The sequence below is a fragment of the Shewanella mytili genome, from assembly GCF_046765975.1.
In the GTDB taxonomy this organism is placed as follows: domain Bacteria; phylum Pseudomonadota; class Gammaproteobacteria; order Enterobacterales; family Shewanellaceae; genus Shewanella; species Shewanella mytili.
On sequence record NZ_JBKOUD010000001.1, the window covers coordinates 289,991 to 313,554 of the forward strand.

Consider the following 23,564-nt stretch of genomic DNA (forward strand, 5'->3'; position numbering starts at 1 on the left):
GAGTCATATTGATGGCCTTTGATGTTGATGAAGAGATCCTGCAGGATTTTTTAATCGAAGCCGGAGAGATCCTGGAGCTGCTGCAGGAACAGCTGGTTCAGTTGGAAAACAATCCGGAAGATACGGATCTGCTGAATGCCATTTTCCGCGGATTCCACACCGTCAAAGGCGGTGCGGGATTCCTTGGGCTGGCACCCATGGTGGATGTGTGTCATGAAGCGGAAAACACCTTCGATTTGCTGCGTACCGGCAAACGGCGTGTCAGCGCCGAACTGATGGACATTATTCTGCAGGCGCTGGATGCCATCAATGTGATGTTTGAGCAAACACAAGCCGGGGAAGAACAGCAACCGGCAGATGCGCAGCTGCTGGCAAAACTCAAATTGCTCAGCTCCGGTGCGCCGTTACCGTCAGAAGGCGGCGTTGAGGCCACATCAGCTGATGTCAGCACGCAAGGCAACGAGCAAGCCCCAAGCGAGGCGGATGACAACGCGGATGCCCTGTTTGATGAAATGCTGGAGTCTGTGTCCAACGCGCCCGCTGATGACGCGCCAGCAGGTACTGGTACGGATACCGCTACGCCAAATGCTACAGATGGCAGTATTGACGATATCGATGAAGCGGAATTCGAAGCCCTGCTGGATGCCTTGCATGGCAAGGGCAAAGGCCCGTCATCCACGGCAGCTGCTGACACCGCCGCCAAGCCCGTGGTAACGGCCTCCGGCGAAGATATCACTGACGATGAATTTGAAGCCTTGCTGGATGAGCTCCATGGCAAGGGGAAATTTTCTGCTCATCCGGATGCCAAAGCGGTACCTGCCGAAAGCCGAGAACATGCGGTGGATAGTGATGAAATCAGCGATGATGAATTTGAATCCCTGCTGGATGAGCTGCATGGCAAAGGCAAAGCCCCAGGCACTGAAACCGGCAAAACGTCGGCACCTGCTGCAGCGGTCAGCCATGGCAGCGCCGCAAAACCGGTAGATAAAACGGCAAAAGCCGCACCGACGCCAGTGCATAACACACCTGCGCAAAATACGGCGGCAGCCGGGCATGTGGCGCCAACCAAAAGTGGGGCTAAAGTGGCCGCCCATGGCGCTCATGGCGGCACGCCCCAGGGCGAAACCACTGTGCGGGTGGATACCGCGCGGCTTGATCAGATCATGAACATGGTTGGTGAACTGGTACTGGTGCGTAATCGCTTGGTGAGCCTGGGCATTTCCCGGGAAGATGAAGAGATGAGCAAGGCTCTGGCAAATCTGGATTTGGTCACATCGGATTTGCAAGGCGCGGTGATGAAAACCCGTATGCAGCCCATCAAGAAAGTGTTCGGTCGTTTCCCCCGGGTGGTGCGGGATCTGGCGCGCAGCCTGAATAAAGACATTGAATTGCGCATGATTGGTGAAGAGACCGATCTGGACAAAAACCTGGTGGAAGCGTTGGCCGACCCCTTGGTGCACCTGGTGCGCAACTCGGTGGACCACGGTATTGAAATGCCGGATGTGCGGGAGTCCGTGGGTAAACCCAGAACCGGGGTGATTACCCTGGCAGCCAGTCAGGAAGGTGACCACATCCTGCTGAATATTGAGGATGATGGCGCCGGGATGGATCCGGAAAAACTCAAAGGCATTGCCATCAAGCGGGGGGTGCTGGATGAAGATGCGGCGGCCAGAATGTCGGATCAGGATGCCTACAATCTGATTTTTGCCCCGGGGTTTTCCACCAAAACCGAAATTTCTGATATTTCCGGCCGTGGTGTGGGCATGGATGTGGTGAAAACCCGCATCACCCAGCTCAACGGCTCGGTGCATATTGATTCTGAGCAAGGCAAGGGCACCCGGCTGGAAATCAAGGTACCGTTAACGCTGGCCATTATGCCAACGCTGATGGTGGAAGTGGCCAAGCAGGTATTTGCCTTGCCCTTATCCAGCGTTAATGAAATCTTTCATCTGGATCTTGGCAAAACCAATGTGGTCGATGGCCAGTTAACCGTGATTGTCAGAGAAAAAGCCATTCCGTTATTCTATCTGGAACAATGGCTTAGCCGGCATCCCCGTGATATCCAACTGCGGGAGCAACGTTTGGGGCATGTTGTGATTGTGCAGCTGGGATTAAAGCAGATTGGCTTTGTGGTGGATGCACTGATAGGACAGGAAGAGGTGGTGATTAAGCCTTTGGGGGCTTTATTGCATGGAACGCCCGGCATGGCCGGAGCCACAATTACTTCTGACGGGGGCATAGCGTTAATTCTTGATGTACCGGGACTTCTTAAATATTACGGCTCCCGCGCAAGACGCTGAATCTCGATTAAGGATTTGAATGGGTATTAAAGTGTTAGTGGTCGACGACTCTGGATTCTTTCGTCGGCGCGTAAGTGAAATTGTAAATCAGGATCCGGAACTGGAAGTGATTGGTCAGGCTGCCAATGGGCTGGAAGCCGTGCGCATGGCTGCTGAACTCAAACCCAATGTCATCACCATGGATATTGAAATGCCGGTGATGGATGGCATTACGGCGGTGCGTAAAATCATGCAAAGCACGCCTACGCCCATTTTGATGTTTTCATCCCTGACCCATGAAGGCGCCAAAGCCACGCTGGATGCACTGGATGCAGGCGCGTTGGACTTTTTACCCAAGCGCTTTGAAGATATTGCCACCAATAAAGACACCGCCATTGCCTTGTTGCAGCAACGGGTCAAAGCACTGGGACGGCGGCGGGTGTTTCGGCCCTTGCCCCGCGCCGCTGCACCGGCGCATGGGCGCCCGTTAAGCCCCCGTGGGGAGTTGCATCCCAAGCGGGAAATGGCGGAGACCAGGGAGAGCGTTGTTGCGGAGCGCCCGGTAAGCCGTAGTGGCGTGCCTGCTCGTGCCAGTGGCAAGTCCTACAAACTGCTGCTTATCGGCACCTCTACCGGTGGGCCGGTGGCGCTGCAACGCATTCTTACCCGTTTCCCGGCCAACTATCCGTTGCCGATAGTGTTAATCCAGCACATGCCGGCTGCCTTTACTCCGGCGTTTGCGGCGCGGCTTAACAGCTTGTGCCAGATACAGGTGAAAGAAGCCGCATCCGCAGACGTGATGCGCCCGGGCTGCGCTTATTTGGCGCCGGGGGGCATGCAGATGATGGTGGAGCGCATGGGCACCGGTGGCCGCATCAAGATTGTGGCAGGCAGTGCCGAGATGAATTACAAGCCCTCAGTGGACATAACCTTTGCCTCGGCCGCCAAAGCGTTTGGCGGCGATGTTCTGGCAACGATTCTGACTGGCATGGGCGCTGATGGCCGGGAGGGTGCTCGGCTATTGAAAAATGCCGGTGCCACCATCTGGGCACAGGATGAAGCTTCATGTGTGGTCTATGGCATGCCCCAAGCCGTTACCGTTGCCGGGATCTCCAGTCACTCCATTCCCTTGGACAGCATGGCTGATGCCATATTACGGGAAACCCAAAGTGGCTGAGCATAAAGGGGCGGGGCACACCACGGCATACCAGCTGGGGCTTTTTTTGCTGCTGCTGTTGTTGGTGGTGCTGTCGGCCCTGAGCTGGCAGTTTTATCAGAAAAACCAGGCGCTGCAGCAACAGGTGTTGCAGTTGCAGGATGCTCAAGTGGTATTAATGGTGCCGGATGAACAAGCCGCGACCATTGCCGACTGGATGGTGGCCCATCCGGAACAGACCGCTGCCTTGCTGGATGTGGTAAAACCGGCGCAAACCGGAGAAAAATCACTGCAGCAAGTGCTGGATGAACAACAGCGTCATGAGGGAAAAACGCCGCCTCAGCAGGCAAACCGCCCGGTAGCGGCGGATGGGAAATCATTATCCGTGCCTGAGTCACCAAATGCACCGGTAATGGTGGAACAGTTGCAAGATGGCGTTAAAGTAATACGTTTACCGCATGGTGGCATCCGGGTAACCACTCGGGATGTCAATGAGGAGTGATGACTGACAGGGCCGTGTGCCCGCCAAAAAGGGGTGGCTAGTGAGAGTCTGGACCATTGCAAATCAAAAAGGTGGCGTGGGTAAAACTACCACCGTGGCCAGTCTCGCCGGCGTGCTGACCCAGCATGGCCAGCGGGTGTTGGTGATTGATACCGACCCTCATGCCTCGCTTGGCTACTATCTGGGCATCGATTCCGAAGAGGTGCCTGCATCACTGTATAACGTATTTGTGGCCCATGATCATCTCACCAAGCCACTGGTGCAAAAACACATAGTGCCGACCGCCGTTGACGGATTGCATCTGCTGCCGGCCACCATGGCGCTGGCAACGCTGGACCGGGCCCTTGGGCACCACGAGGGCATGGGGCTGGTGTTGCGTAATCTGCTGCAATTGCTGGATGATGATTACGATGTGGCCTTGGTGGACTGCCCGCCGGTACTGGGGGTGCTGATGGTCAATGCCCTGGCAGCCAGCCAACATGTTATTGTGCCGGTACAAACCGAGTTTCTTGCCATCAAGGGGCTGGAGCGAATGATTAAAACCATGGAGCTGATGGGGCGGGCCAAGCACACCCGATACAGTTACTCCATTGTGCCCACCATGTATGATCGGCGCACCAAGGCCTCTGCGGCCGCATTGCAGTTTTTAAGCGACAGTTATGGCCAGCACCTGTGGCCGGATGTGATCCCCATTGACACCAAATTCCGTGATGCCAGCCTGGCTCACCTGCCTATCAGTTATTATGCCCGGAAATCCCGGGGCATTCAGGCTTACAAACGATTGCTGGATTTCCTGATGAAGAGCGAGTTTTCCCATGCCAAAATCAGTTGATGAAACTGTTTTTGACTATTTCAGTACGCTGCTGAGTGAGCCTGTGGCCGCATCATCTGAAGCGTTGGCTATGGCCCAGAAAGCAAGGACTCCTGAGAAAGAAAAAGCCCCTGAAAACGTACAAGACACCCCCGCGCGAGTTGCCGAGCCCTCCCGGACAGTGCTGGATAAAGCCGCACTGCAACAACTGTTGGCGCCGGTAATGGCCGGTAGCAACACGATTGCCGCAGAAACGGCGCCCAAGGTGGAACTAGCGCCAGCACCTGCCATTATTTCCTCTTCTGAGGCTATAATCGCGCAGGCAGAAAACTGCCCATACAAGGTACCAGAAGATGCGCCAGCATTAAGTGCTGAGGGCATGCAGGCAGACGCCCCGCCTGCGGCGCGTCCGCCTTTGGCGGAGCTGCTGGATGACGAATTTCAGGTGCTTTTTTTCAAGGTGGCCGGGCTAACGCTGGCGGTACCCCTGCTGAGTTTGGGGGGCATTGTGCAAATTGCCCATATCAATCATATTATTGGCCGGCCACAGTGGTATAAAGGGGTACAGAATTATCGGGGCACCCAGTTGAACGTGGTGGATACCGCCCGTTGGGTGATGCCGGAAAAATATCATGATAATTTGGCGCAACCGCTAAACTATCAATATGTTGTAGTATTGGAAAACAGTAACTGGGGCTTGGCCTGTGAGGCATTGGTCAATACCGTAAAAGTGAATAAATCCCAGGTTAGCTGGCGCGGGGCTGCAGGCAAGCGCCCTTGGCTGGCAGGCGTGGTAAAAGAACAGATGTGTGGCATTTTGCATGTCCGGGCTCTGATTGAAATGCTCAATGCCGGGTTGGGATGTCAGGATCCGATAGACTGAGGTAAATATGACAGAATCAAGAAATGTAACTGCGGTGTCTACAGACAAAGACGATGCGGTGCTGCAATGGGTGACGTTCAAGCTGGACCATGAAACCTATGGCATTAACGTGATGCAGGTACAGGAAGTGCTGCGTTACACCGAAATTGCACCTGTGCCGGGGGCTCCCCATTATGTGCTGGGGATCATTAACTTGCGTGGCAATGTGGTCACCGTGATTGATACCCGTTGTCGTTTCGGATTGCCCGCCGCCGAGGTGGATGATGCCACGCGCATCGTGATTATCGAAGCGGAAAAACAGGTCATTGGCATTTTGGTGGATAGCGTGGCTGAAGTAGTGTATTTGCGCCGCTCCGAAATTGACAACGCACCTAATGTGGGCACGGAAGAAAGCGCCAAATTTATCCAGGGCGTGAGTAACCGGGGGGATGAACTGCTGATTTTGGTGGATTTGGACAAACTGCTGTCAGATGAAGAGTGGGCTGAGCTGTCCCAGATGTAATCATCCCATGGGAATGGCATATAGACGTGATGGCACAAGGGAGTAAACACACATGATGGGCGATGCTTTTTTAATCGCAGCGTTGGTTTATATTGTCGCCTGTCTGGGGTTGGTGCTTTTTTTGCAAAAACAGGGCAACCGTCTGCGCAATAAAGTGGAGGCGCTGACGGTGCTGGTTAAAGAGGGCGACCGGCAACGTGAAGGGTTGAAACGGGAGTTGCAGGAGTTGCGCAGCGGTACTATTGGCGTTGGGCGCCGGGTGCTGGCATTGGAGCACAAACTGGCAGAGCAGGCCCAAAAACTGGATGAATCCGTGCAACAAGAGCCCCAGGCCAAGCTGTATAGCCGCGCCATTAAAATGGTGCATTTGGGCGCGGGAGTTGATGAGTTAATCCAGGAATGCGAGTTGCCAAAAGCGGAAGCCGAGCTGTTAATTCGGCTGCATAGCAAGCGTTAACATGCCGACGTACCGATAAAAAAGAGGCAGCGCCTCTTTTTTTTATGCCTGGGCGGCAATTTTTTTATGCATGTTGTCCCATTGTTCGGGAAACTTTCCATCCAGCATGTACACAAATGCAATCAACTCCGCTATCAGCAAGTACAATTCTTTGGGAATTTCCTCCCCTACCTCAAGCAGCTGTAAAAAATTGCTTAAGTGTTCATCCTGATGCACCGGCACGCCGGCCGCTGTTGCAAGGGCAATGATTTCCTCTGCCAGCAAATCTTTTCCCTTGGCGGTGACTTGCGGAGCGCTCTTGCCGTCGTAATGCAAGGCTACCGCTTGCGTGGATTTTTTTGGCGTAGCGTTATCGGTCATGGGCATACCTTCTTATCATGCTTGCATCTGTACCAAATAATGATCGCCCGGCAACAATGTGGCCGGTACCGGTGCCACATGAGCGCTGATTTCACGGGGCGGCAGGCCAAGTTGGGTTAATTTCTTGGACAGTGGCGCCAGCTGTCCTTTCAATTTGTCTACCAGTTGCTGCTGGCTGCCAATAAAGTGCAGGGTTATTCCTTGAGGCTGTAACCGGGCCTTTGCCAGTAAACTGCCGTCACTGAGATTGAATTTCAATTGCAACTGCCACAAGCGGCGTTTATCTGCGGCATTGTCACTCTCTGGCAGATATTCAAACTTGGCTTCCAGTTGCTCTTGACGCTGATCAAGATAATAGGGCAGCGTGGCATACCAACACTGACCAATGCTGTCAGCCCCCGCTTGCTGATAAAGCCGAATGCCTTGGCTCATGCGGCTGACATGCTCCAGGGCATCTTGTTCCTGTAATGTTTGCAAGAGTTGCGGCCCAATGCCACTGCGGTTTTGCAAGGTCTGCAAGTATTGGCGCAATTTGGTGCTGAGGGGCAATTTATGGGCAATGGCTTTTACCCCAATCAACAGTTGCAACAGGGTGCTGATACCATCGGTTTGGGTGTTGTGTCCCGTACTTGACGGGGCGGTGGGCTGGAATCGCAAAAAAGCGCTTAACTCCGCTTGCAAAATATCAGGCAGGGCCAAGTGGCTTAATGGCTTGGCCTGTAAGTGCGGCAGTTGTTTTAGCAGCGCCGATGCCACATTTTGCTGCAATGCCATGTGGCGTAATTCTCCCCGGGGCACTGCGCCCAGTTTATTAAAGGCTTTTTGCAGGTAATTCAACCCGGATGTATTCAGCAGTTGCTGGGCGGCGGGCGGGACTGTTTCCTTGGCGGCGTTATGCAAGGTGCCGGGCATTTGTTGGGATGTGCTGCCAGGCGTTGCGTTTTTTGTTGTCGTGCTGGCATCCGTGGTGTGAGGCGTAGCACTTGCCCTGTAGCGGTTTATCCCCTGAGCTAAAGGCTTGGCTGCATCAAGCGCGGGCCGGGGGGCTGTTGCTGCTATGTTTTTGGCAGTAGATGGCGTGGCACCTTGTGGTTGTGCTTGTGGTAATCCCGGCGCAAACGTGCCGGCGGTTGCGGCCGTTTTGCCTGTTGTCAGGGGAAGCTGCTCCAGTGTTTTTAGCCACTGGCTGATAATGTTGCCGGTGTCTGCCTTGGTGATTAACCTGGGCGCAGTGGCACTGGCAGCCTTCAGGGGCGCTGACTCAGGGGGTTGGCTTAGTGAGGGGTGAGGGGATAGCGTGACTTCTTGTCGGCTAATCACCGGTTGCAACTGCAGTAACAGGGTTTGCCCTTGGGTGATGACCCTTGCCAAATACTGACCTTGGGGCAGTTTTACATCAGGCGGAAGGGAAAGGCTGACCCCTTCGCTAAATGACAGTGTGCGCTTGTTGACAGTAAGCGGCGGCAACGGATATCCCTGGGGGCGACTGGCCAGTTGCTGCAACTGTTGCAGTGAAATGCCGTTTTGTGAAGCCAGCTGAGTCAATGCATCCGGTAAGCGAAACTGCACGGCATTGGCCAATAACAACAAGTGGCTGACGGCCTTGCCTTGCAACACCGCTGGTAATGAGTGCTGCAGTTCAAGGGCGGCAGCCGTTGTTTGCACCGGTAGGGATTGTAATGTTGTTGATGGTTTAATACTTTGTATTAAAAAAGATTTATCCTGAATATTTAACTGTAATTGTTCCCCGTTGGCATCCAGTGTTACCGGCAATACTGTGGCTGTTCCCGGCATGGGGGGAACCGAAGAAAGGATGCTGTTCTGTATTGTGCCATTTATTGGGTTCATTGTTGCACTTGATGGTATCCAGGGGCATATCTGCACGATTGTTACAAAATATCGATTTGATCTATTTTTTTTGCGCAGTATCCTTACAGTCAGAAACTGGGTCAACGGATGGGTTTTTGACGGTTACTGCACGCTTTGATCACCACTATATCGACCTGAACAGCGTTATTCTTTAGTCAATTCCGACAATATATCTGATGATATGACAGCAAAAGAGACTGACATGAAGTATTCGTGGCATTTATTGATTTTTGCACTGATGTGTTCCTTTGCCGTAACGGCGAAGGCGAGTGCGCCCAGCCCTGAAGATTCTGAGGCGGATAATGCCCTGCCTGTCAGCATCAGCTATCAGGACCCCCGAGATCCCTGGGAAGGGTTCAACCGGGTGATGTGGGATTTCAATTACCAGTATCTTGATAAGTACGTTGCCCGCCCCGTGGCCCACGGCTATCGGGATTATGTGCCGGAGCCCATGAAAACCGGCGTTGATAATTTTGTGCAGAACCTCGATGAGCCCCACAGCGTGGTCAACAACGTGTTGCAGGGCAAATGGTCTTGGGCACTGAATGCCAGCGGGCGGTTTGTGGTTAACTCCACCGTGGGCATTTTGGGTTTCATTGATGTGGCAGACATGATGGGCATGCCGCGAAAACTGGATGATTTTAACGAAGTGCTGGGATATTACGGCATGCCCAATGGCCCCTATTTCATGGCACCTTTTGCCGGCCCTTATGTGACCCGTGAGATAACAACAGACTGGGTGGATGATCTATACTTCCCCTTGGCGGAGTTGACCATCTGGCAGCGCGTACTCAAATGGGGGGTTAAAAGCCTCAATGCCCGCGCGGCAGCCATTGAACAAGAACGATTGGTTGATAATTCCCTGGACCCGTACAGCTTTGTCAAGGATGCCTATATCCAGTATGTGGATTACAAAGTGTACGACGGAAAAGTTCCATCAAAAAAGGATGATGATGAGTTACTTGATGAATACATGCAGGAGCTGGAGTAGCCTTTAACCGATAGTGTGCAGGCGGATAAACGGCCAATAGCTTTCTGATGTTGGTACCAGCGTAGTTGTACTTGTTGGGAAGTTTATATGGCGCTTGATGTGTTGAATATCTTATTGGTGGAAGATGATCCGGTATTTCGTCAGTTGCTTGCCGGATTTTTGCGCTCTCGCGGTGCTTTGGTCACCGAAGCCGATGACGGTCGGGAGGGCCTAGCGCAATTCGTAAAAAAGCGTTTTGATATCATCCTGGCAGATGTGTTTATGCCCAACATGGATGGTTTGACCATGTTGCGCAATATCTATCAGACCGGTTCTTCCATTCCCTCCATCATATTGTCCGGTAATCAACGTATGGCACTGGTAACAGAAGCCTTGCGTCTTGGTGCCAGTGATTATCTGGTCAAACCGCTGGATGATCTATATGCGGTTGAATACGCCATCAACCAATGCCTTATTGCAACAGGGGCATCACCTAGCAATGTGGATAGCCACATTGATGAATTGTCTTATCTGGAGCTAAATGAAAACCTGGCGCTTTTGGAGCAAAACACCGAAGCGGCCAAATGCGTGCAACAACAGCTGTTCCCCGGTTCTGCCATTGATTACCCCAAAATACATGTAGATTACACCTTATTGACCCATAACCGGGTAAGCCCGTTTTTTATTGACTCCGCCATGATAGGTGCCGAGCATTTCATCATGTATCTGGCGCATTTTCATCCGGAAGACAATCGGGCGGCATTTGCGGGCGTTTTATTGAAAAGTTTCGTCAATCAAAAGGTCAAGGACTGCAATAACCAGCTTGATGATACGGTAACCAATCCTGATGTAATGCTGAAATACCTCAACGAGCGTTTGGTGAGTGCGGGATTGGACTTGCATTGTGACATTATTTACGGGGCGGTTAATCTATCGACGCGTATGTTACAAATCGCCCAGGCAGGAAGGGGGCTTAGTTGTTATTTGCGCCACGGGCAGCAGTTAGTGGCCCTGCCGTTACCAGAAAGCATGCGTTTGGGGCTATATGCCTGGGCACAACCCAGCATGCAGGTGCAGCCTCTAAATGGTAATAATATTCTGTGTTTAAGTACCAGCATTGCAGAGCATCAAGTCATGCTCAGGGCCAATGATTTTCAGGGGTTACTGTATGCGCCTCACACCCCAGAAGGCGGATTTGTTCAAATGCAGATAAACTAGTTGTTTCTAATAAAGTTTTTTGTATAACACATAACGTGAGCATCCAACAAGACCACTCACAAAAGCGTTACCCCTGCATATGCTTGTGGATGAAGATTACCCATCCGTTACACACTCTGCCTTTTATGAACATGCACGTTTAAATTTTCTGCAACTGTTCATCATTATCTCCCTCATGTATGGGGAAACGGCATTTAATTTTTGATGTGGTTTTGCTATGATTGCCGGCCGTGACAGGATGTCACTTCATGAGGAAGTTGAGACTCAGTATGAAAGCCTGGTATTTACTCTACTGCAAGCCCCGTAGTGAACTGCGCGCACAGCAGCATCTCTCTATGCAGCAGTTAGAAACATACCTGCCTATGCTTCGGTCAGAAAAAAAGGAAAAGGGCCAGAGCGTTATCAAGAAATCTCCGTTGTTTCCCAATTATCTGTTTATCCGGTTTGATCCTTCTGAGACCAGCGTCCGCCAGATCCACTCTACTCGTGGCGTTGCCCGGTTGGTGAACTGTTCTGAGGACATGACCCCCATTGATGATCTGCTAATTTCCCGCCTTAAACGCCGAGAAATGGGTGAGCCGCTAGTGAAAGCTAAAGTACTGGGCACCGGCGATAAGGTCCGTTTTTGTGACGGCCCCTTTGCTGAACTGGAAGGCATTTTTCAAGAGCCATGCGGGGATACTCGTTGCAGAATTTTATTCAACTTTCTGGGTAAAATGCAGTCAGTTGTGGTCGATAATCATGCGGTGGTTGCTGATACGCATGCGTAGTTGTTTCGAGGATAGCATTAGTGACAAGTGGTTAAGGAACAACGCCATTTCTTCATTTTGTCATAAAAAATTCCAGTGCCTGTTGTAAATTGCAATGTGATTGTTTCACATTCGGCAAAAACTGCTGTTTTTGTTATGGGATTGCAAAAGTAAGCCGGTTTGTGGGATATTTTGGACTGGCTTAGGTAAAGCTGGTATGGGTGACGTAAAACTCATCTAACTGGTTGAGTTTATTTTATTTAGAATCAGTTGTTTAGAAAAATTTAGCGTTCCATGGGCAATCTGGAAGCCATAATCCATGGGCGGTAGCGTGCCTGAAACAAGATTTTACCAGTGATTTCATAAAATTAATGTTTTGGGCATTTCAAGCTCATACCGGGCGATAGTGGGCAATATATACAATCAACCACTCCAGTCAGCCATCAAAATGACTAGTGTCATTTTTTTGTCGTACATATATTAATCAATAAAGATGTAATGATGTGTGTTTATGCGCACATTATTGGGTTTATGGAGAATTTTGAGTGTCATTCATGAAAAGAAAGATAATATTCGCGCTGGCAATACTGGTGTCTTTCAGCTTCGCCCAGGTTCATGGGATGGCGATTTCACCGCAAATGGTGGAACAGTTCAAAAATTTGCCCCAGTCAGAGCAAATGCGGTTGGCACGGCAATATGGCATAGACCCCTCAAAACTTACATCAAGTCAGCAAAATGCTGCATCATCAAGCAATAATCCCAACTATAACACTGATGTTGTGCAGTCCCGGCCGGTTGAGCAAGATACTCCGCAAAGTACTCCTAAAGATGAGCTGAGTTTTTTTAAAGATGAGCAAAATCAGACTCTAAAGCGTTTTGGGTATGACATGTTCGCAGGTTCTCCGAGCACTTTTGCCCCGTTGTCAGATGTACCGGTTCCTGCCGATTATTTGGTGGGGCCAGGAGATACCATCAAAGTACAGTTATATGGGAAAGATAATCAGCAATATGATTTAACCATTACCCGTGATGGCGTATTGCAGTTCCCGGGGCTTGGACCAATCAATGTCAATGGCTTGTCTTTTTCTGCTTTGCGAGAGGTGTTAACCAAACAGATCCATCAGCAAATTATTGGGGTTGACAGCAACATCACCATGGGGGAATTGCGCTCCATCAGGATTTTTGTTGCCGGCGATGCCTACAAGCCTGGGTCATACACAGTATCGAGCCTTTCAACTATTACCCAAGCGTTGTTTGTGTCTGGTGGTGTGAATGATATTGGTTCATTACGTAATATTCAGCTCAAGCGTCGCGGTAAAGTGATTGCCCATTTTGACCTTTACGATCTTTTGCTAAACGGGGATTCCTCCAAAGATTTACCCCTGCGCTCCGGGGACGTGGTATTCATCCCTACCATGGGGGCGACCGTGAGTGTAGCAGGCGATGTACAGCGCCCAGCAATCTATGAGCTAAAACCCCGCGAAACCTTGGGTGATGTGGTGAATATGGCGGCTGGGCTTAAGCCAGGTGCCTACCCTAAAAGCAGCACGGTTGAACGTTATAATGTCGATGGCCTTAAATCCGTGGTGAATGTGGATTTAACAACCGTTGCGGGGAGAAAATTGGCCGCTAAAGATGGTGATTATTTACGGGTGAAAAGCGCTTCTGCCGAATATGATAATGCCATTACTCTTGTCGGTGCTGCAGTGCGACCTGGAATTTACCAATGGGTGAAAGGGCAAAAAATCAGTGACGTTTTACCCACTTTGCACGGTGATTTTTTACCGGGCGCCGATCTGAAGTATGCACTGGTGGTACGTCAGGTGAATGATATTGGTGATGTTAAAGTGTTGCAGTTTTCTCCAGCCAATGCGGTTAGCCATCTTAACGGGGAAGACAATCTACAGTTACAGCCGAAAGACCGGATTGTTATTTTCAATGCCTTGGATAACAGCCGTAGCCGTTACCGTCTGAATCGTTTGGTTAAAGAGCGCCTGTACAAGCTTCAAAAAATCAATAATGCATTTTATGCTCAAATAAAAACCGATATTAGCAACCGCACAACCCAACTGGGTGAAGAACATGCTGGCACTAATGAGCGCGATTCATTAATTAATGTGGATTTGTTCCAATCCGGTTTTACCCAGTTATCCAAGAGCACCATTGTTAAACGTACCCAGCTTGCTGGTGTGGCTATTGGCAGTGATGAAGTGTTGCATGAACCCAATATCGTTGCCAGTGAAGTGGAAAAGATGTTGCTGCAGCTTTTCAATGACAGAGGGCTGATAAAACTGAGTTCTGAGTTGAACCGTCAGGAGTTGTTATATCCTATTATCGCCAAACTGAAGGCGCAAAGTCAGGCGGGGGATGAAGCAAAAGTCATTGCCGTAAAAGGGCAAGTTCGCTACGAGGGCATTTATCCGTTATCCGAAGAAGCCAATATCAGCGACCTTATCGCTGCCGCCGGAGGATTGAAAGAAGGCGCTTATACACAGCGGGCGGAACTGACCCGCACCATCACCGATGATATGTCCTCCACCATTTCACATATTAATGTGGACATTCAACAAGCACTTAGCTTGAGAGAAGACGCGGATATTGTATTGCAGCCACGGGATGTGCTGACGGTTATGAAAACCCCTGAGTGGCAGGAAACCCAAACTATTGAAATTCGGGGTGAGGTTAAGTTTCCTGGGGTTTACAGCATTAGCCGGGGAGAAACCCTGGAGCAGGTGTTAATGCGTGCCGGCGGCTTTACTGATAATGCTTATTTGCCTTCAGCCGTATTCGTGCGTGACTCCATTAAAAAGCAAGAAGAGATTGATATCAAAAAATTGGCAGATCAGCTGCGGCGCGATATTGCGACCCGGGGCATCTCCAAAGATGGCACGGTGGTAAATTATGACGATGCTGAAAAAATGCTTGGTGATTTGGAGCATATCACAGCCGTTGGCCGTTTGGTTATTGACCTCCCTGCCATTGCCATGGGAGTAAAACAAGCGGATTTACAACTGGAAAATAAAGATGTGTTGTATGTGCCCGGGCAGAAACAAACCATTTCTGTAGTAGGCGAGGTACAACACCCATCAACACACCGCTTCAAGTCTGGGTTAACACTAAAACAATATTTGAAGATGGCAGGTGGTGCCAGAAAACGTGCCGATACAGACCGCATCTATGTAGTGAAAGCCGATGGCTCAGTGATGATGCCGTATGATTCTTTTTGGTTTTCACATGAAGATAGCCTGACCGCTGGTGATACCATTGTTGTACCACTGGATACGGAATATAAAGATAGCTTGAGTTTGTGGTCACAGGTTACATCTATTTTCTATAATTCTGCGATTGCGCTGGCAGCTATTGCCAACTTGTAACAAGAATAAAGATGATACAACAAGTGTTTGTTCTGATATGAAATTTATCCATTCATGTCATTACAACGCTTGTTGTGCTTTTAAAGTTTTATAATAATTGCGACGTTTGAAACTACTTAATCTTCGATAAATACCACTTTTATGACAAATACAATTACCAATCCAAAGGATGCCGAGTTTTCATCGTCAAATAACAATTATGATGATGAGATTGATCTTAGAGAGTTATTCGCAGTTTTATGGGTAGGGAAAAAGCTCATTATTCTTATCACCCTTTTATTCGCTGTAAGCTCTGTGGCGTTAGCCTTGTGGATGCCTAATATCTATAAATCTGAAGTATTGCTGGCACCTGCAGAAGAAACCCAAGGTGGTGGCTTGTCAGGCATTGCCAGTCAGTTTGGTGGACTGGCAAGCTTAGCAGGGATTAACTTAGGTAAAAGCGGTACTGATAAAACCGCTCTTGCTATGGAAGTGATGAAGTCACGGCAGTTCACGTCAGATTTTATTAACAATCATCACCTGCTACCGGATTTAATGGCAGTGGATAAATGGAATATGAGTGACAATAGCATCACTTATGATCCTGACATCTATATTGCAGAATCTCAAGAATGGGTGCGGGAAGTCAAGCCACCAAAGCAGCCTAAACCTTCCATGCAAGAAGCTTACAAAGCGTTTTCCGAGATATTTTCCGTAAGCAGTGATAAAGAAACAGGGCTGGTTACGGTTTCTATTGAACATAAATCGCCATTTGTTGCCCAGCAATGGCTTATATGGTTAATTACTGATATTAATGCTGTTATGAAACAGCGTGATGTTACTGAAGCCGAACGCAGCACCAAGTATTTACAGCAGCAAATAGAACAAACCAATGTGGCGGATATTCGTGCCGTGCTTTATAAGTTGGTGGAAGAACAGGTTAAAACCATCATGTTTGCTGAAGTGCGTGATGAATATATTTTTAAAACAGTAGATCCGGCAGTTGTTCCGGAGGAAAAATTCAAACCCAAGCGGGCACTTATCTGTGTGCTTGGTACCCTATTGGGGGGGATGTTAGCCGTATTTATTGTGCTAGTAAGGTATTTTGTGAAAAAGGAAAACTGAGTTTTCATCTGTTTTAGATGTATATAAGAGAGAGGCCTATTGGTACCATTTTCGAAAAATGGTAAAACTTAGGAAGGCGTGGTTTTATTTCCTAAGTCAGTTGAACTAAAGCGGTAGTCGCTAATCTGACTAACACAACTTATCAACTTATCCATTAACTGTGCCAAAACATCGCTATAAATAGCTAACTGGAAGCAGTACAACCAAGCCCTTCAATACTCCCTAGAGACGAATATTGCAGCCATTCGTCAAGGGTAACGAGAATGTTCGTAATGATGCTTTCGTTATTACCGAGGCAGCTCGACGACCTGAACTCAAGTGAGTAACACCAAAAATGCTGGAACAGACGGATATACAAATTCACACATTCAATCAAGCAATGCCACGTTGCCAATCGCACTGCCGTTATTAACCAAATACGCGGATGTATGAGCGAATACGGTCTAGTAGCCGCACAAGAAGACGCATTACGCGCAGCTCTGGAGGAGCCCCTCATAATTCTGGCCTCCCAGAGGTGTTAACCAGTTTAAGGAATTCACCCCAAGCCCAACGAAAATGCGATTCTTTGATTGAGTATTCCGGACGTCGTCTCACTTCTTTGCCGAGCCGGAGGACAGATAGCACGTTTCTGTCACGTATCGTATTGGCTTGAAACTTCCGCTGCCATCCCAGATGCCGGGCGGCCAGGCCGATACACCAAAGCAGTATTTCTGCCAACAACGCTATCAGCAACAACACATCATAACGGCGTGGACAACGGCTGCGGCTTTGTCTAAGTCCCATGCCGTATTGGGGACTCTTGAGATCGCGAAAGGTTTCTTCTATCTGCATCCGTCTAGCATAAAGCTTGACCACCTGCGTTGCAGAGAACACCTCTGTGGGCAAGTTGGTTGCCAGTAACCAGGGCTCTTTACTGCTAAGACGGTAACTTTGCTGTGCCGTATGATTGCGCCCGGCCTTGGATGACCGCTTGTCGGCTCGATATTTCGGCGCAGCCTTGTACAGATGTAAATGACAAGGGAGCGGAGATTTTCGTCCCAGTTTTACGTAACCAACATGCTGCGCTTTCGTCGTGGCGGAGGGATACAGAGACTTATTCGACTGCCATTGGGCATGATTGTCTTGAAGAAAACCGACATCCCCACGGACACGGCCAAGCCAAAACCAACCATGGCGTTCCACCTCCCGAAACCAGGTATTGCGGTAACCTGCATCGGTGACAATCAGCGGACAAACATGAGATGGCAGTACCCGCGCCAACTCAGCAAGGAAGGCGTTATGACTGCGGGGAGCGTTGTAGTCGGCAAACTTGAAAGTGCGCTCATACAGGGTAACCGAGCGCTCTTGCACACTCACAGAGGCTCACAATGTCATCAGGCGCAATTGTTCACGGACATCAGCCCAATCAACCAAGATAACGGGCATTGGGTTGGCAGCACACAGCAGTTTGGCATGCCATTGATAAATTGTAATTTTATCGGTATGGAGATGTGTATTGCCGAGCAATCTATCTATCCGCTTTATGTTGTGCTTTGGCGCTACGGGGCCAGAGATATTGCGGCCAAGTTGAGTCAGTGATAGTTGATTGCCATTAAGCAATGCTTCTGTGGCAACCATCAGAGCATTAAGTCGTTTTTGGTGTATTTCGGGACATTGTTTTTTGAGTAAATCGTGTAAGATGTGGATATCACGCATGGTGTTGGATCTGGTAGTTTTTTGGCGAAATCAATTAGATCAATCAACACCATGTGTGTCTACAAAATTGAATAAAAAGGGAATTATCTGGGGATTCCCTAGCGCGCAGCGTTACCTAATATTCTCTAAGACGCTGGCAACGAACTGACGGCGAAGGCTCGCCAATATCTGGCTGGGTTGCTGGATGAGTGGCGCGCTCTTAATAAGCTCACCAAAGACGATGACTGAGAAATAAAGCTACATGCCCGAGAAAACGATCTCATTCAGCGACTAACCACTGTATGAAGTATGGGTGAACAGACGGTATCAGCATTATTTGCATATGCGGGCGATGGATGGTAGTGGTTATAAAAATAGTCGCCAATTAACAGCGAGTTTAGTGCTTGTGCCAAAAGACTATTCCAGCGGGGGTAAACAAAGTTCCAGCGGCATAACTAAACGGGGTAATCCTTACATTTGATGTTTTCTTACCCAGTGTGCCTAGTTGGTAATCTGGCATCTGCAGAGCAGAAGCAGAAACAGACAAACTCTCAGTTTTTACCAGTAAACTTATTGAGCGACGTGGTGTACATAAAGCAGCAATTGCAGTCGCAAACAAAATCGCACGGATAGCTTGGGTGATTATTTATCACCAAACATCATACAGCCCCGTCTAAGTAAAGAGGTTCTAATCAAGAAAGGCTGAAGATTCAGTAATGATGTAACAGGTAAGATCAGCTCTGGAAAATGCTGATAAATAACTCGGAACATAAATTCCAAAGGATCGATAAGTAACCAGAGCACGGTACTCATTAGGACTAGAGCAGACAGTAATTGCTCACAAATAGGGCAGATATACGTTTGTAATCTTATCCTTGTTATTCAAAACTGAAATATCGACAAGAGGTGTAAATATAAGTTATTTAGGCATATTTTTTTAACATTTAAATTTGGAATTTTATGAGTTATTTTTTATATGGTTATAATGGATTAGGTAATATCGGTGATGATTTAATGTATCTTAGCTTGATTAACTCTCTGCCTAATGATGCACTTAAGTTTTCTAATGATAAGCAATATGAAATGCCTGGTGGAATACGATGTAGAGGCTTTAATTTGCTTGGTCGAATAATCTTTTCTGATGTATTTATGATCATAGGTGGCAATGTGTTCTCATATGAGCGTAAGAAGTCATATTTGAAATTACTTTTTTTTGTTGTAGTTTTTGCTGTGAGAAAAATTTCCGGGAAAAAAAATGAAATTGATTCTGTAGGATTAGACTTAAAAGAAGGAAAATTTTGGCGTGCTATTGTTTTAGTTTGTCTAAGCTTTGTCAATGAAATTTCTTTAAGAGATAAACTGTCATATCGTTATTCTAGACGGTATTTGAAATTAAATAAAATATCTTTAAAATTTGATAGGGTATTTAGAGAATCTAAATTTATTAAAGGATTAACTTGCGAAGCATTAGCTGGGAATATGGATAATGCTCATAAATTTCACTGTGATATTATTTGGTGGGTTTCTGCGCCGGCTTATAAAAAAAGTAAAAGAACAGAATTGTTGCCAAATGACTTATCTAAATATAAAAGTGAATGTAAAGGGAAAATGGTTGTTTTCTTCTGTCAAGGTGAAGAAGATATGAGCCGTGCTGATTTGATTATAGCGAATTTAAATTTAGAGAATTTTAAAGTCTTTAATTACAATTTCGATAATCTTAATGAGTCATTATTGTATATGTGGAATGCCAAAAAAGTAATTACTGAACGATATCATGGTGCAGTATTGGCTGAAGTTTTTGATACTAAGTGGGCTTCAGTTTCTTTTACTGAAAAACTCAGTCGAGTAAAACCGGATTTTAATAAGGTTTTGTTATAAATGTTTCTGTTTGTCATTAGTCTTGGTTTTGCAATTTTTTTTCCATTATTAAAGCTTAATTTAACTAACTACGTAACAGAATATGAATATACATTATTAGTCACCGTTTGGAGTTTGTCATCTTTACTTGGTTCACAATTAATTGGTTCTTATCCAAGGCTATACCCTAAAGATATAAATAATTTTAAAAAAATCACATTTGATTTTTTTAGTGTCTGTATTTCGCTGTTGTTTTTTTTAATCTTTGTTCTTTACTATAGGTCTTTTTTTGCAACAATTATGTTTTTTAGTTGCATATTAATTTTGGGCGTGTATGAATTATATTCATATTTGAATTCGATAAATAGAAATTATAAAGGTTTGTTTGCATGTGAATTCGCAAATATATTGCCTTTATTAAGCATAATTACTTGCTTATCGATTTTTCACTCTTTTGATAGTATTAGTATTGTTACTTCTGTATATCTCCTTTTCGGTTTTTTATTTTTTGGTTTTGTTATTCGTAAGTTTTCATTTTCTTTTAAAGGTTTTGACTGGAGTGATGACTATAGTCGGACTAAATTAGCCTTGTTTTTTTCACAAGCAAACGCTCATCTTATTCCCGTAATTGTTGGTATCTTATATATTCCTGAAGTTGCCGCTAAATTACTTGTTTTATATTATTTGCTTAGCCTTCCAGCATCTTTGAATCAGCTTTTAATTAATCGAGTCATGTATTCTGCGAGAAATGACTCAATAAAAAGATTGATAGCAGTTATTATATTAGTCGCTATAGAATCTATTGTTTTAGATATAGCATTTCAATACTCTTTGTTCGAACGTTTAATCCCATATGAATTTTCATTGGATTTTTTTGCAATTTTTGTTTTTTTACAATCTAGAATTTTCTATACAATATTATTTATTCGATCTAGATTTCTTAAAGTTTCAGGAACTGTCTTAAATAAGTTTGAAGTTATTCGTTTGTGTTTTATGGTACTATCTCTTTTTGCTGGGAAGTTTTTTTACTTTAGTTACGATGCCTTTTTATATTATTTATCTTCTAGTATAGTTTTGTTTTGTTTTATATTTTCTATCTTTATCTTTAAAAAAAATAACTTATGGTGAGCTTGTGGTAAAAAATATTGCTATATGTATTCTAACGTTAAATGAGTCTCATAATATTAAATTATGTATTGAATCTTTAAAACGTAATGACTTTTTTGATATTCACGTTATCGATTCCGGTAGTAAAGATGAAACAGTTAAAATTGCTCAGGAATTAGACGTAAAAGTGTATGTTAATATTCAAAGTGGTGTTTATTCTGCTGCGGAACAAAGAAATTGGGCTTTGATTAATGTTGAAAGTCCTTCAGATTATTTGCTTTTTGTTGATGCTGATGAAATTCTTCCGATTGAGTTTGGTTCCAAGTTGTTAAAATTTTTTGACGACGAAAGTAATGCCAAATATGATGTGTATAGTATTCCACTTCTGTATCATTTTCATGGTAAAAAAATCAAATCTATGGGGTACCCTAATTGGCATGATCGATTGATCTCTAGGAATGTCCACTTTGTTTCTTCTGTTGGGGAGTTTGTTCCAACTGATAATAGAAGGAATGTAGAGTCAATCTATATTGTTCATAACTTTAATTCATTAGGTATGAGACGTTTTATAGAAAAGCAAGCTAGATATGCAGAGTATATTGGTTCTGAAACTTTTAGATTTAGAAATGGAGAAACAGTTAGCTATTTTGAAAAATCCGATCACAATGGAAGGCTAAAACGTAGTATTGCTAAGTTGAATTTTAGTCGCCCATTTTTACGTTTTTGTTATCTATATTTTTATAAAGGTGGGATTTTCGAAGGAAGGGAAGGGTTTATTGTTGCATTTTATATGTCTGTTTTTGAGTTTATGGTTGTGTTGTCTGCTCTGGAATGTGAGAGAGTTTATAAAGGACAAACTTTGTAAAATATGAAAATCATTGTTATCTTTAATAGATTCTTATGGTTAGTTGCTTTAATATCTTTTTTTGTGTTTGCAACACAAGTTGATTATCGTTTTCTTGTTGATCCAGTTTACTATGTTGAAGCTTCACAATTATCAATAAATTTTTTTGAAGCTATCAAACAAGGTGAAAGATGGTCAACAGACATATTTTTTATTATCTATTCATTTTTATTAGGAGTAATTTCAAATGATTTTAATACAATTGCTATTTTATTTGTGACATCATTGATAATGTTATTGTTTTCTGCACTATATAAATACACTAAATCAGTTATATTTATTTTACTATTGTTTTCAGTTACTGTTTCATTCTCTACTTTTGGCTTATTCTTCAACGTTTGGAGACAAGGTTTTGCTGTTTTGTTGATAACACTGACAGCTGTTTATTTTAACAGGTTATCTATTTATTTCCTTTTTTTTGCTGTAGGATTTCACTTGAATTCTGCCATTTTCTTCTTGCCAGCATACTTTTTTAAAAAAATAAAAGATAACATTAATATTTTTTTGCCATTAACTATTTTAATTCTTGTTCCATTAGTGTTATTTTTAGTTGTAAATGTTAATTTATTTATTAATTCTTTTTTGGTTTATGCAAATGTTGAAGCTAAGATAGCTTTACTTAGGAATATGTTTGGTAATGTTTTATTACTTTGTTTTCTCCTTAATGTTAAATTTTTTGTAAAAAAGTCAATGAGGTTGAGAGATTCGTTGATTTTCAAATTCACCTTGTCTTGTTTAGTTTTTTCTACTATTTTTTTAATTATTGCTCCATCTGCGTCTGAACGACTTATGTATTATTTTTTTATGATTTATCCTTTTCTTTTGTGTGAGTTTTATCGGAATTTTAATATTTATGGTCGTTCAGTTGTCATATTAATTTTTTTAATTTTTATTTCAGTTTCCATGTACTTTCTATTCAGGAGTCAAACTTGGAATAATTTAGTCCTCTTTTCTGTATTTTGAGTGAACTGTTAATGAAATTTTCTGTGTTGATGTCATTGTATTATAAAGAAAATCCTGATTACTTAAATGATTGCTTGGCTAGCCTTTTTAATCAAACGGTTAGAGCAGATGAAGTGATTATAGTTTTTGATGGACCTGTTTCGGCGGATTTAACATCAGTTGTTGACTTGTGGCTTAGTAAATTAAATATAATAATTGTGCCTATTGATGTAAATGTTGGGTTAGGTAACGCGCTGAATATTGGTTTAAAACATTGCACCTTTGATTTAGTTGCCAGAATGGACACTGATGATATTTGTTTGCCAGAAAGATTTGAGCAGCAGTTGTCAATTTTTGATAGAAATGAAGACATCTCAATCTGTGGATCTAGTATTGATGAATTTGACGAATCTATGTCTTTTTTATTAGGTCACCGACGCGTAAGTGTTAGCAATATTGACATTGTAAGAGATTTGCCAAGAAAAAATCCATTTAATCATATGACTGTTATGTACAGAAAGAATCATATTATATCTGTTGGTGGTTATAAACACCTACCTTGGATGGAAGATTGGTATCTTTGGATTAGATTGTTATCTCATGGTTTTAAAGGTATGAACATATACTCTTCACTTGTTTTTGCTAGAACTGGTGACTCAATGATTGGTAGGCGTATTGGACTAGATTACGTTCGCAGTGAATGGCGATTGACTAAGATAAAAATATCTCTAGGAGTCGTTTCACCATTTGTTGCGTATTTTATTTTTTTGAAAAGGTCTATTCCTAGGTTATTACCTAAACCTATCCTTAGATTTGTTTATTCTATAAGTCGTAAATGTGGGTAGT

The 23,564-nt window shown here is 45.3% G+C and carries 20 protein-coding genes and 1 pseudogene; 18 read left to right on the forward strand and 3 right to left on the reverse strand.

The window, feature by feature from the left end:
• Positions 1–11: 11 nt before the first annotated feature.
• Genes ACIDEJ_RS01290 through ACIDEJ_RS01320 form a run of 7 tightly spaced genes read left to right on the forward strand, consistent with a single transcriptional unit; the run spans position 12 to position 6,590 of the window.
• A complete protein-coding gene (locus ACIDEJ_RS01290; protein ID WP_411986283.1) occupies positions 12–2,300 on the forward strand; it encodes a chemotaxis protein CheA in 2,289 nt (762 codons plus the stop codon).
• 19 nt (positions 2,301–2,319) lie between these two features.
• Positions 2,320–3,456: a protein-glutamate methylesterase/protein-glutamine glutaminase gene (locus tag ACIDEJ_RS01295; protein ID WP_411986284.1), complete on the forward strand. Its 1,137-nt coding sequence runs from the start codon at positions 2,320–2,322 to the stop codon at positions 3,454–3,456.
• Positions 3,449–3,937, forward strand: coding sequence for a hypothetical protein (locus tag ACIDEJ_RS01300; protein ID WP_411986285.1), 489 nt, complete (start codon positions 3,449–3,451; stop codon positions 3,935–3,937). The genes ACIDEJ_RS01295 and ACIDEJ_RS01300 overlap by 8 nt, the downstream gene beginning before the upstream one ends.
• Positions 3,938–3,977: 40 nt before the next feature.
• On the forward strand, positions 3,978–4,769 hold the full coding sequence (locus ACIDEJ_RS01305; protein ID WP_411986286.1) for a ParA family protein: 792 nt from the start codon (positions 3,978–3,980) through the stop codon (positions 4,767–4,769).
• Complete coding sequence (locus ACIDEJ_RS01310; RefSeq protein WP_411986287.1) at positions 4,753–5,631, forward strand: chemotaxis protein CheW; 879 nt, start codon at positions 4,753–4,755, stop codon at positions 5,629–5,631. The genes ACIDEJ_RS01305 and ACIDEJ_RS01310 overlap by 17 nt, the downstream gene beginning before the upstream one ends.
• Before the next feature lie 7 nt (positions 5,632–5,638).
• Positions 5,639–6,133: a chemotaxis protein CheW gene (locus ACIDEJ_RS01315; RefSeq protein WP_411986288.1), complete on the forward strand. Its 495-nt coding sequence runs from the start codon at positions 5,639–5,641 to the stop codon at positions 6,131–6,133.
• A 55-nt stretch (positions 6,134–6,188) separates the two neighbouring features.
• Positions 6,189–6,590, forward strand: a complete 402-nt coding sequence (locus ACIDEJ_RS01320; RefSeq protein WP_411986562.1) for a DUF2802 domain-containing protein — start codon at positions 6,189–6,191, stop codon at positions 6,588–6,590.
• Between the two features lie 42 nt (positions 6,591–6,632).
• On the opposite strand, the gene ACIDEJ_RS01325 is transcribed toward ACIDEJ_RS01320, so the two are convergent.
• Both ACIDEJ_RS01325 and ACIDEJ_RS01330 read right to left on the reverse strand, forming a co-directional pair.
• Entirely contained in the window at positions 6,633–6,950 is a 318-nt protein-coding gene (locus ACIDEJ_RS01325) for an EscU/YscU/HrcU family type III secretion system export apparatus switch protein (RefSeq protein ID WP_411986289.1), read from the reverse strand.
• Positions 6,951–6,965: 15 nt separating this feature from the next.
• Positions 6,966–8,615 (reverse strand): hypothetical protein, encoded by a 1,650-nt coding sequence (locus tag ACIDEJ_RS01330; protein WP_411986290.1) that lies wholly within the window; start codon positions 8,613–8,615, stop codon positions 6,966–6,968.
• A 406-nt stretch (positions 8,616–9,021) separates the two neighbouring features.
• Between ACIDEJ_RS01330 and ACIDEJ_RS01335 the strand changes: the two genes are divergently transcribed.
• The 5 genes from ACIDEJ_RS01335 to ACIDEJ_RS01355 all read left to right on the forward strand — a co-directional run bounded on the left by ACIDEJ_RS01335 (position 9,022) and on the right by ACIDEJ_RS01355 (position 16,234).
• Positions 9,022–9,810 (forward strand): MlaA family lipoprotein, encoded by a 789-nt coding sequence (locus tag ACIDEJ_RS01335; RefSeq protein ID WP_411986291.1) that lies wholly within the window; start codon positions 9,022–9,024, stop codon positions 9,808–9,810.
• Positions 9,811–9,897: 87 nt separating this feature from the next.
• Positions 9,898–11,007: a response regulator gene (locus ACIDEJ_RS01340; RefSeq protein ID WP_411986292.1), complete on the forward strand. Its 1,110-nt coding sequence runs from the start codon at positions 9,898–9,900 to the stop codon at positions 11,005–11,007.
• Between the two features lie 269 nt (positions 11,008–11,276).
• A complete protein-coding gene (gene rfaH, locus ACIDEJ_RS01345; RefSeq protein ID WP_411986293.1) occupies positions 11,277–11,777 on the forward strand; it encodes a transcription/translation regulatory transformer protein RfaH in 501 nt (166 codons plus the stop codon).
• 533 nt (positions 11,778–12,310) lie between these two features.
• Positions 12,311–15,130: an SLBB domain-containing protein gene (locus ACIDEJ_RS01350; RefSeq protein WP_411986294.1), complete on the forward strand. Its 2,820-nt coding sequence runs from the start codon at positions 12,311–12,313 to the stop codon at positions 15,128–15,130.
• 141 nt (positions 15,131–15,271) lie between these two features.
• Complete coding sequence (locus ACIDEJ_RS01355) at positions 15,272–16,234, forward strand: Wzz/FepE/Etk N-terminal domain-containing protein (RefSeq protein WP_411986295.1); 963 nt, start codon at positions 15,272–15,274, stop codon at positions 16,232–16,234.
• Positions 16,235–16,726: 492 nt separating this feature from the next.
• On the opposite strand, the pseudogene ACIDEJ_RS01360 reads toward ACIDEJ_RS01355, so the two are convergent.
• Positions 16,727–17,929 (reverse strand): annotated as a pseudogene (locus ACIDEJ_RS01360) (IS4 family transposase).
• A gap of 331 nt (positions 17,930–18,260) precedes the next feature.
• On the opposite strand from ACIDEJ_RS01360, the gene ACIDEJ_RS01365 reads away from it, so the two are divergent.
• The 6 genes from ACIDEJ_RS01365 to ACIDEJ_RS01390 all read left to right on the forward strand — a co-directional run bounded on the left by ACIDEJ_RS01365 (position 18,261) and on the right by ACIDEJ_RS01390 (position 23,563).
• On the forward strand, positions 18,261–18,389 hold the full coding sequence (locus ACIDEJ_RS01365; protein ID WP_411986563.1) for a transposase: 129 nt from the start codon (positions 18,261–18,263) through the stop codon (positions 18,387–18,389).
• 479 nt (positions 18,390–18,868) lie between these two features.
• Entirely contained in the window at positions 18,869–19,786 is a 918-nt protein-coding gene (locus ACIDEJ_RS01370) for a hypothetical protein (RefSeq protein WP_411986296.1), read from the forward strand.
• Positions 19,787–20,893, forward strand: a complete 1,107-nt coding sequence (locus tag ACIDEJ_RS01375; RefSeq protein ID WP_411986297.1) for a hypothetical protein — start codon at positions 19,787–19,789, stop codon at positions 20,891–20,893.
• Positions 20,894–20,897: 4 nt separating this feature from the next.
• The gene (locus ACIDEJ_RS01380; protein WP_411986298.1) at positions 20,898–21,737 is read left to right on the forward strand and encodes a glycosyltransferase family 2 protein; all 840 of its coding nucleotides are present in this window, start codon (positions 20,898–20,900) and stop codon (positions 21,735–21,737) included.
• A 3-nt stretch (positions 21,738–21,740) separates the two neighbouring features.
• The gene (locus ACIDEJ_RS01385; RefSeq protein WP_411986299.1) at positions 21,741–22,739 is read left to right on the forward strand and encodes an EpsG family protein; all 999 of its coding nucleotides are present in this window, start codon (positions 21,741–21,743) and stop codon (positions 22,737–22,739) included.
• Between the two features lie 11 nt (positions 22,740–22,750).
• The gene (locus tag ACIDEJ_RS01390; RefSeq protein ID WP_411986300.1) at positions 22,751–23,563 is read left to right on the forward strand and encodes a glycosyltransferase; all 813 of its coding nucleotides are present in this window, start codon (positions 22,751–22,753) and stop codon (positions 23,561–23,563) included.
• Position 23,564: the final 1 nt, after the last annotated feature.

Bases quoted from the DNA above. Each gene is read 5' to 3' on its own strand.
- ACIDEJ_RS01290 (WP_411986283.1), top strand. From the start codon at position 12: ATGGCCTTTGATGTTGATGAAGAGATCCTGCAGGATTTTTTAATCGAA.
- ACIDEJ_RS01295 (WP_411986284.1), top strand. From the start codon at position 2,320: ATGGGTATTAAAGTGTTAGTGGTCGACGACTCTGGATTCTTTCGTCGG.
- ACIDEJ_RS01310 (WP_411986287.1), top strand. From the start codon at position 4,753: ATGCCAAAATCAGTTGATGAAACTGTTTTTGACTATTTCAGTACGCTG.
- ACIDEJ_RS01315 (WP_411986288.1), top strand. From the start codon at position 5,639: ATGACAGAATCAAGAAATGTAACTGCGGTGTCTACAGACAAAGACGAT.
- ACIDEJ_RS01320 (WP_411986562.1), top strand. From the start codon at position 6,189: ATGGGCGATGCTTTTTTAATCGCAGCGTTGGTTTATATTGTCGCCTGT.
- ACIDEJ_RS01325 (WP_411986289.1), bottom strand. From the start codon at position 6,950: ATGACCGATAACGCTACGCCAAAAAAATCCACGCAAGCGGTAGCCTTG.
- ACIDEJ_RS01335 (WP_411986291.1), top strand. From the start codon at position 9,022: ATGAAGTATTCGTGGCATTTATTGATTTTTGCACTGATGTGTTCCTTT.
- ACIDEJ_RS01340 (WP_411986292.1), top strand. From the start codon at position 9,898: ATGGCGCTTGATGTGTTGAATATCTTATTGGTGGAAGATGATCCGGTA.
- rfaH (WP_411986293.1), top strand. From the start codon at position 11,277: ATGAAAGCCTGGTATTTACTCTACTGCAAGCCCCGTAGTGAACTGCGC.
- ACIDEJ_RS01350 (WP_411986294.1), top strand. From the start codon at position 12,311: ATGAAAAGAAAGATAATATTCGCGCTGGCAATACTGGTGTCTTTCAGC.
- ACIDEJ_RS01355 (WP_411986295.1), top strand. From the start codon at position 15,272: ATGACAAATACAATTACCAATCCAAAGGATGCCGAGTTTTCATCGTCA.
- ACIDEJ_RS01365 (WP_411986563.1), top strand. From the start codon at position 18,261: ATGGATGGTAGTGGTTATAAAAATAGTCGCCAATTAACAGCGAGTTTA.
- ACIDEJ_RS01370 (WP_411986296.1), top strand. From the start codon at position 18,869: ATGAGTTATTTTTTATATGGTTATAATGGATTAGGTAATATCGGTGAT.
- ACIDEJ_RS01375 (WP_411986297.1), top strand. From the start codon at position 19,787: ATGTTTCTGTTTGTCATTAGTCTTGGTTTTGCAATTTTTTTTCCATTA.
- ACIDEJ_RS01385 (WP_411986299.1), top strand. From the start codon at position 21,741: ATGAAAATCATTGTTATCTTTAATAGATTCTTATGGTTAGTTGCTTTA.
- ACIDEJ_RS01390 (WP_411986300.1), top strand. From the start codon at position 22,751: ATGAAATTTTCTGTGTTGATGTCATTGTATTATAAAGAAAATCCTGAT.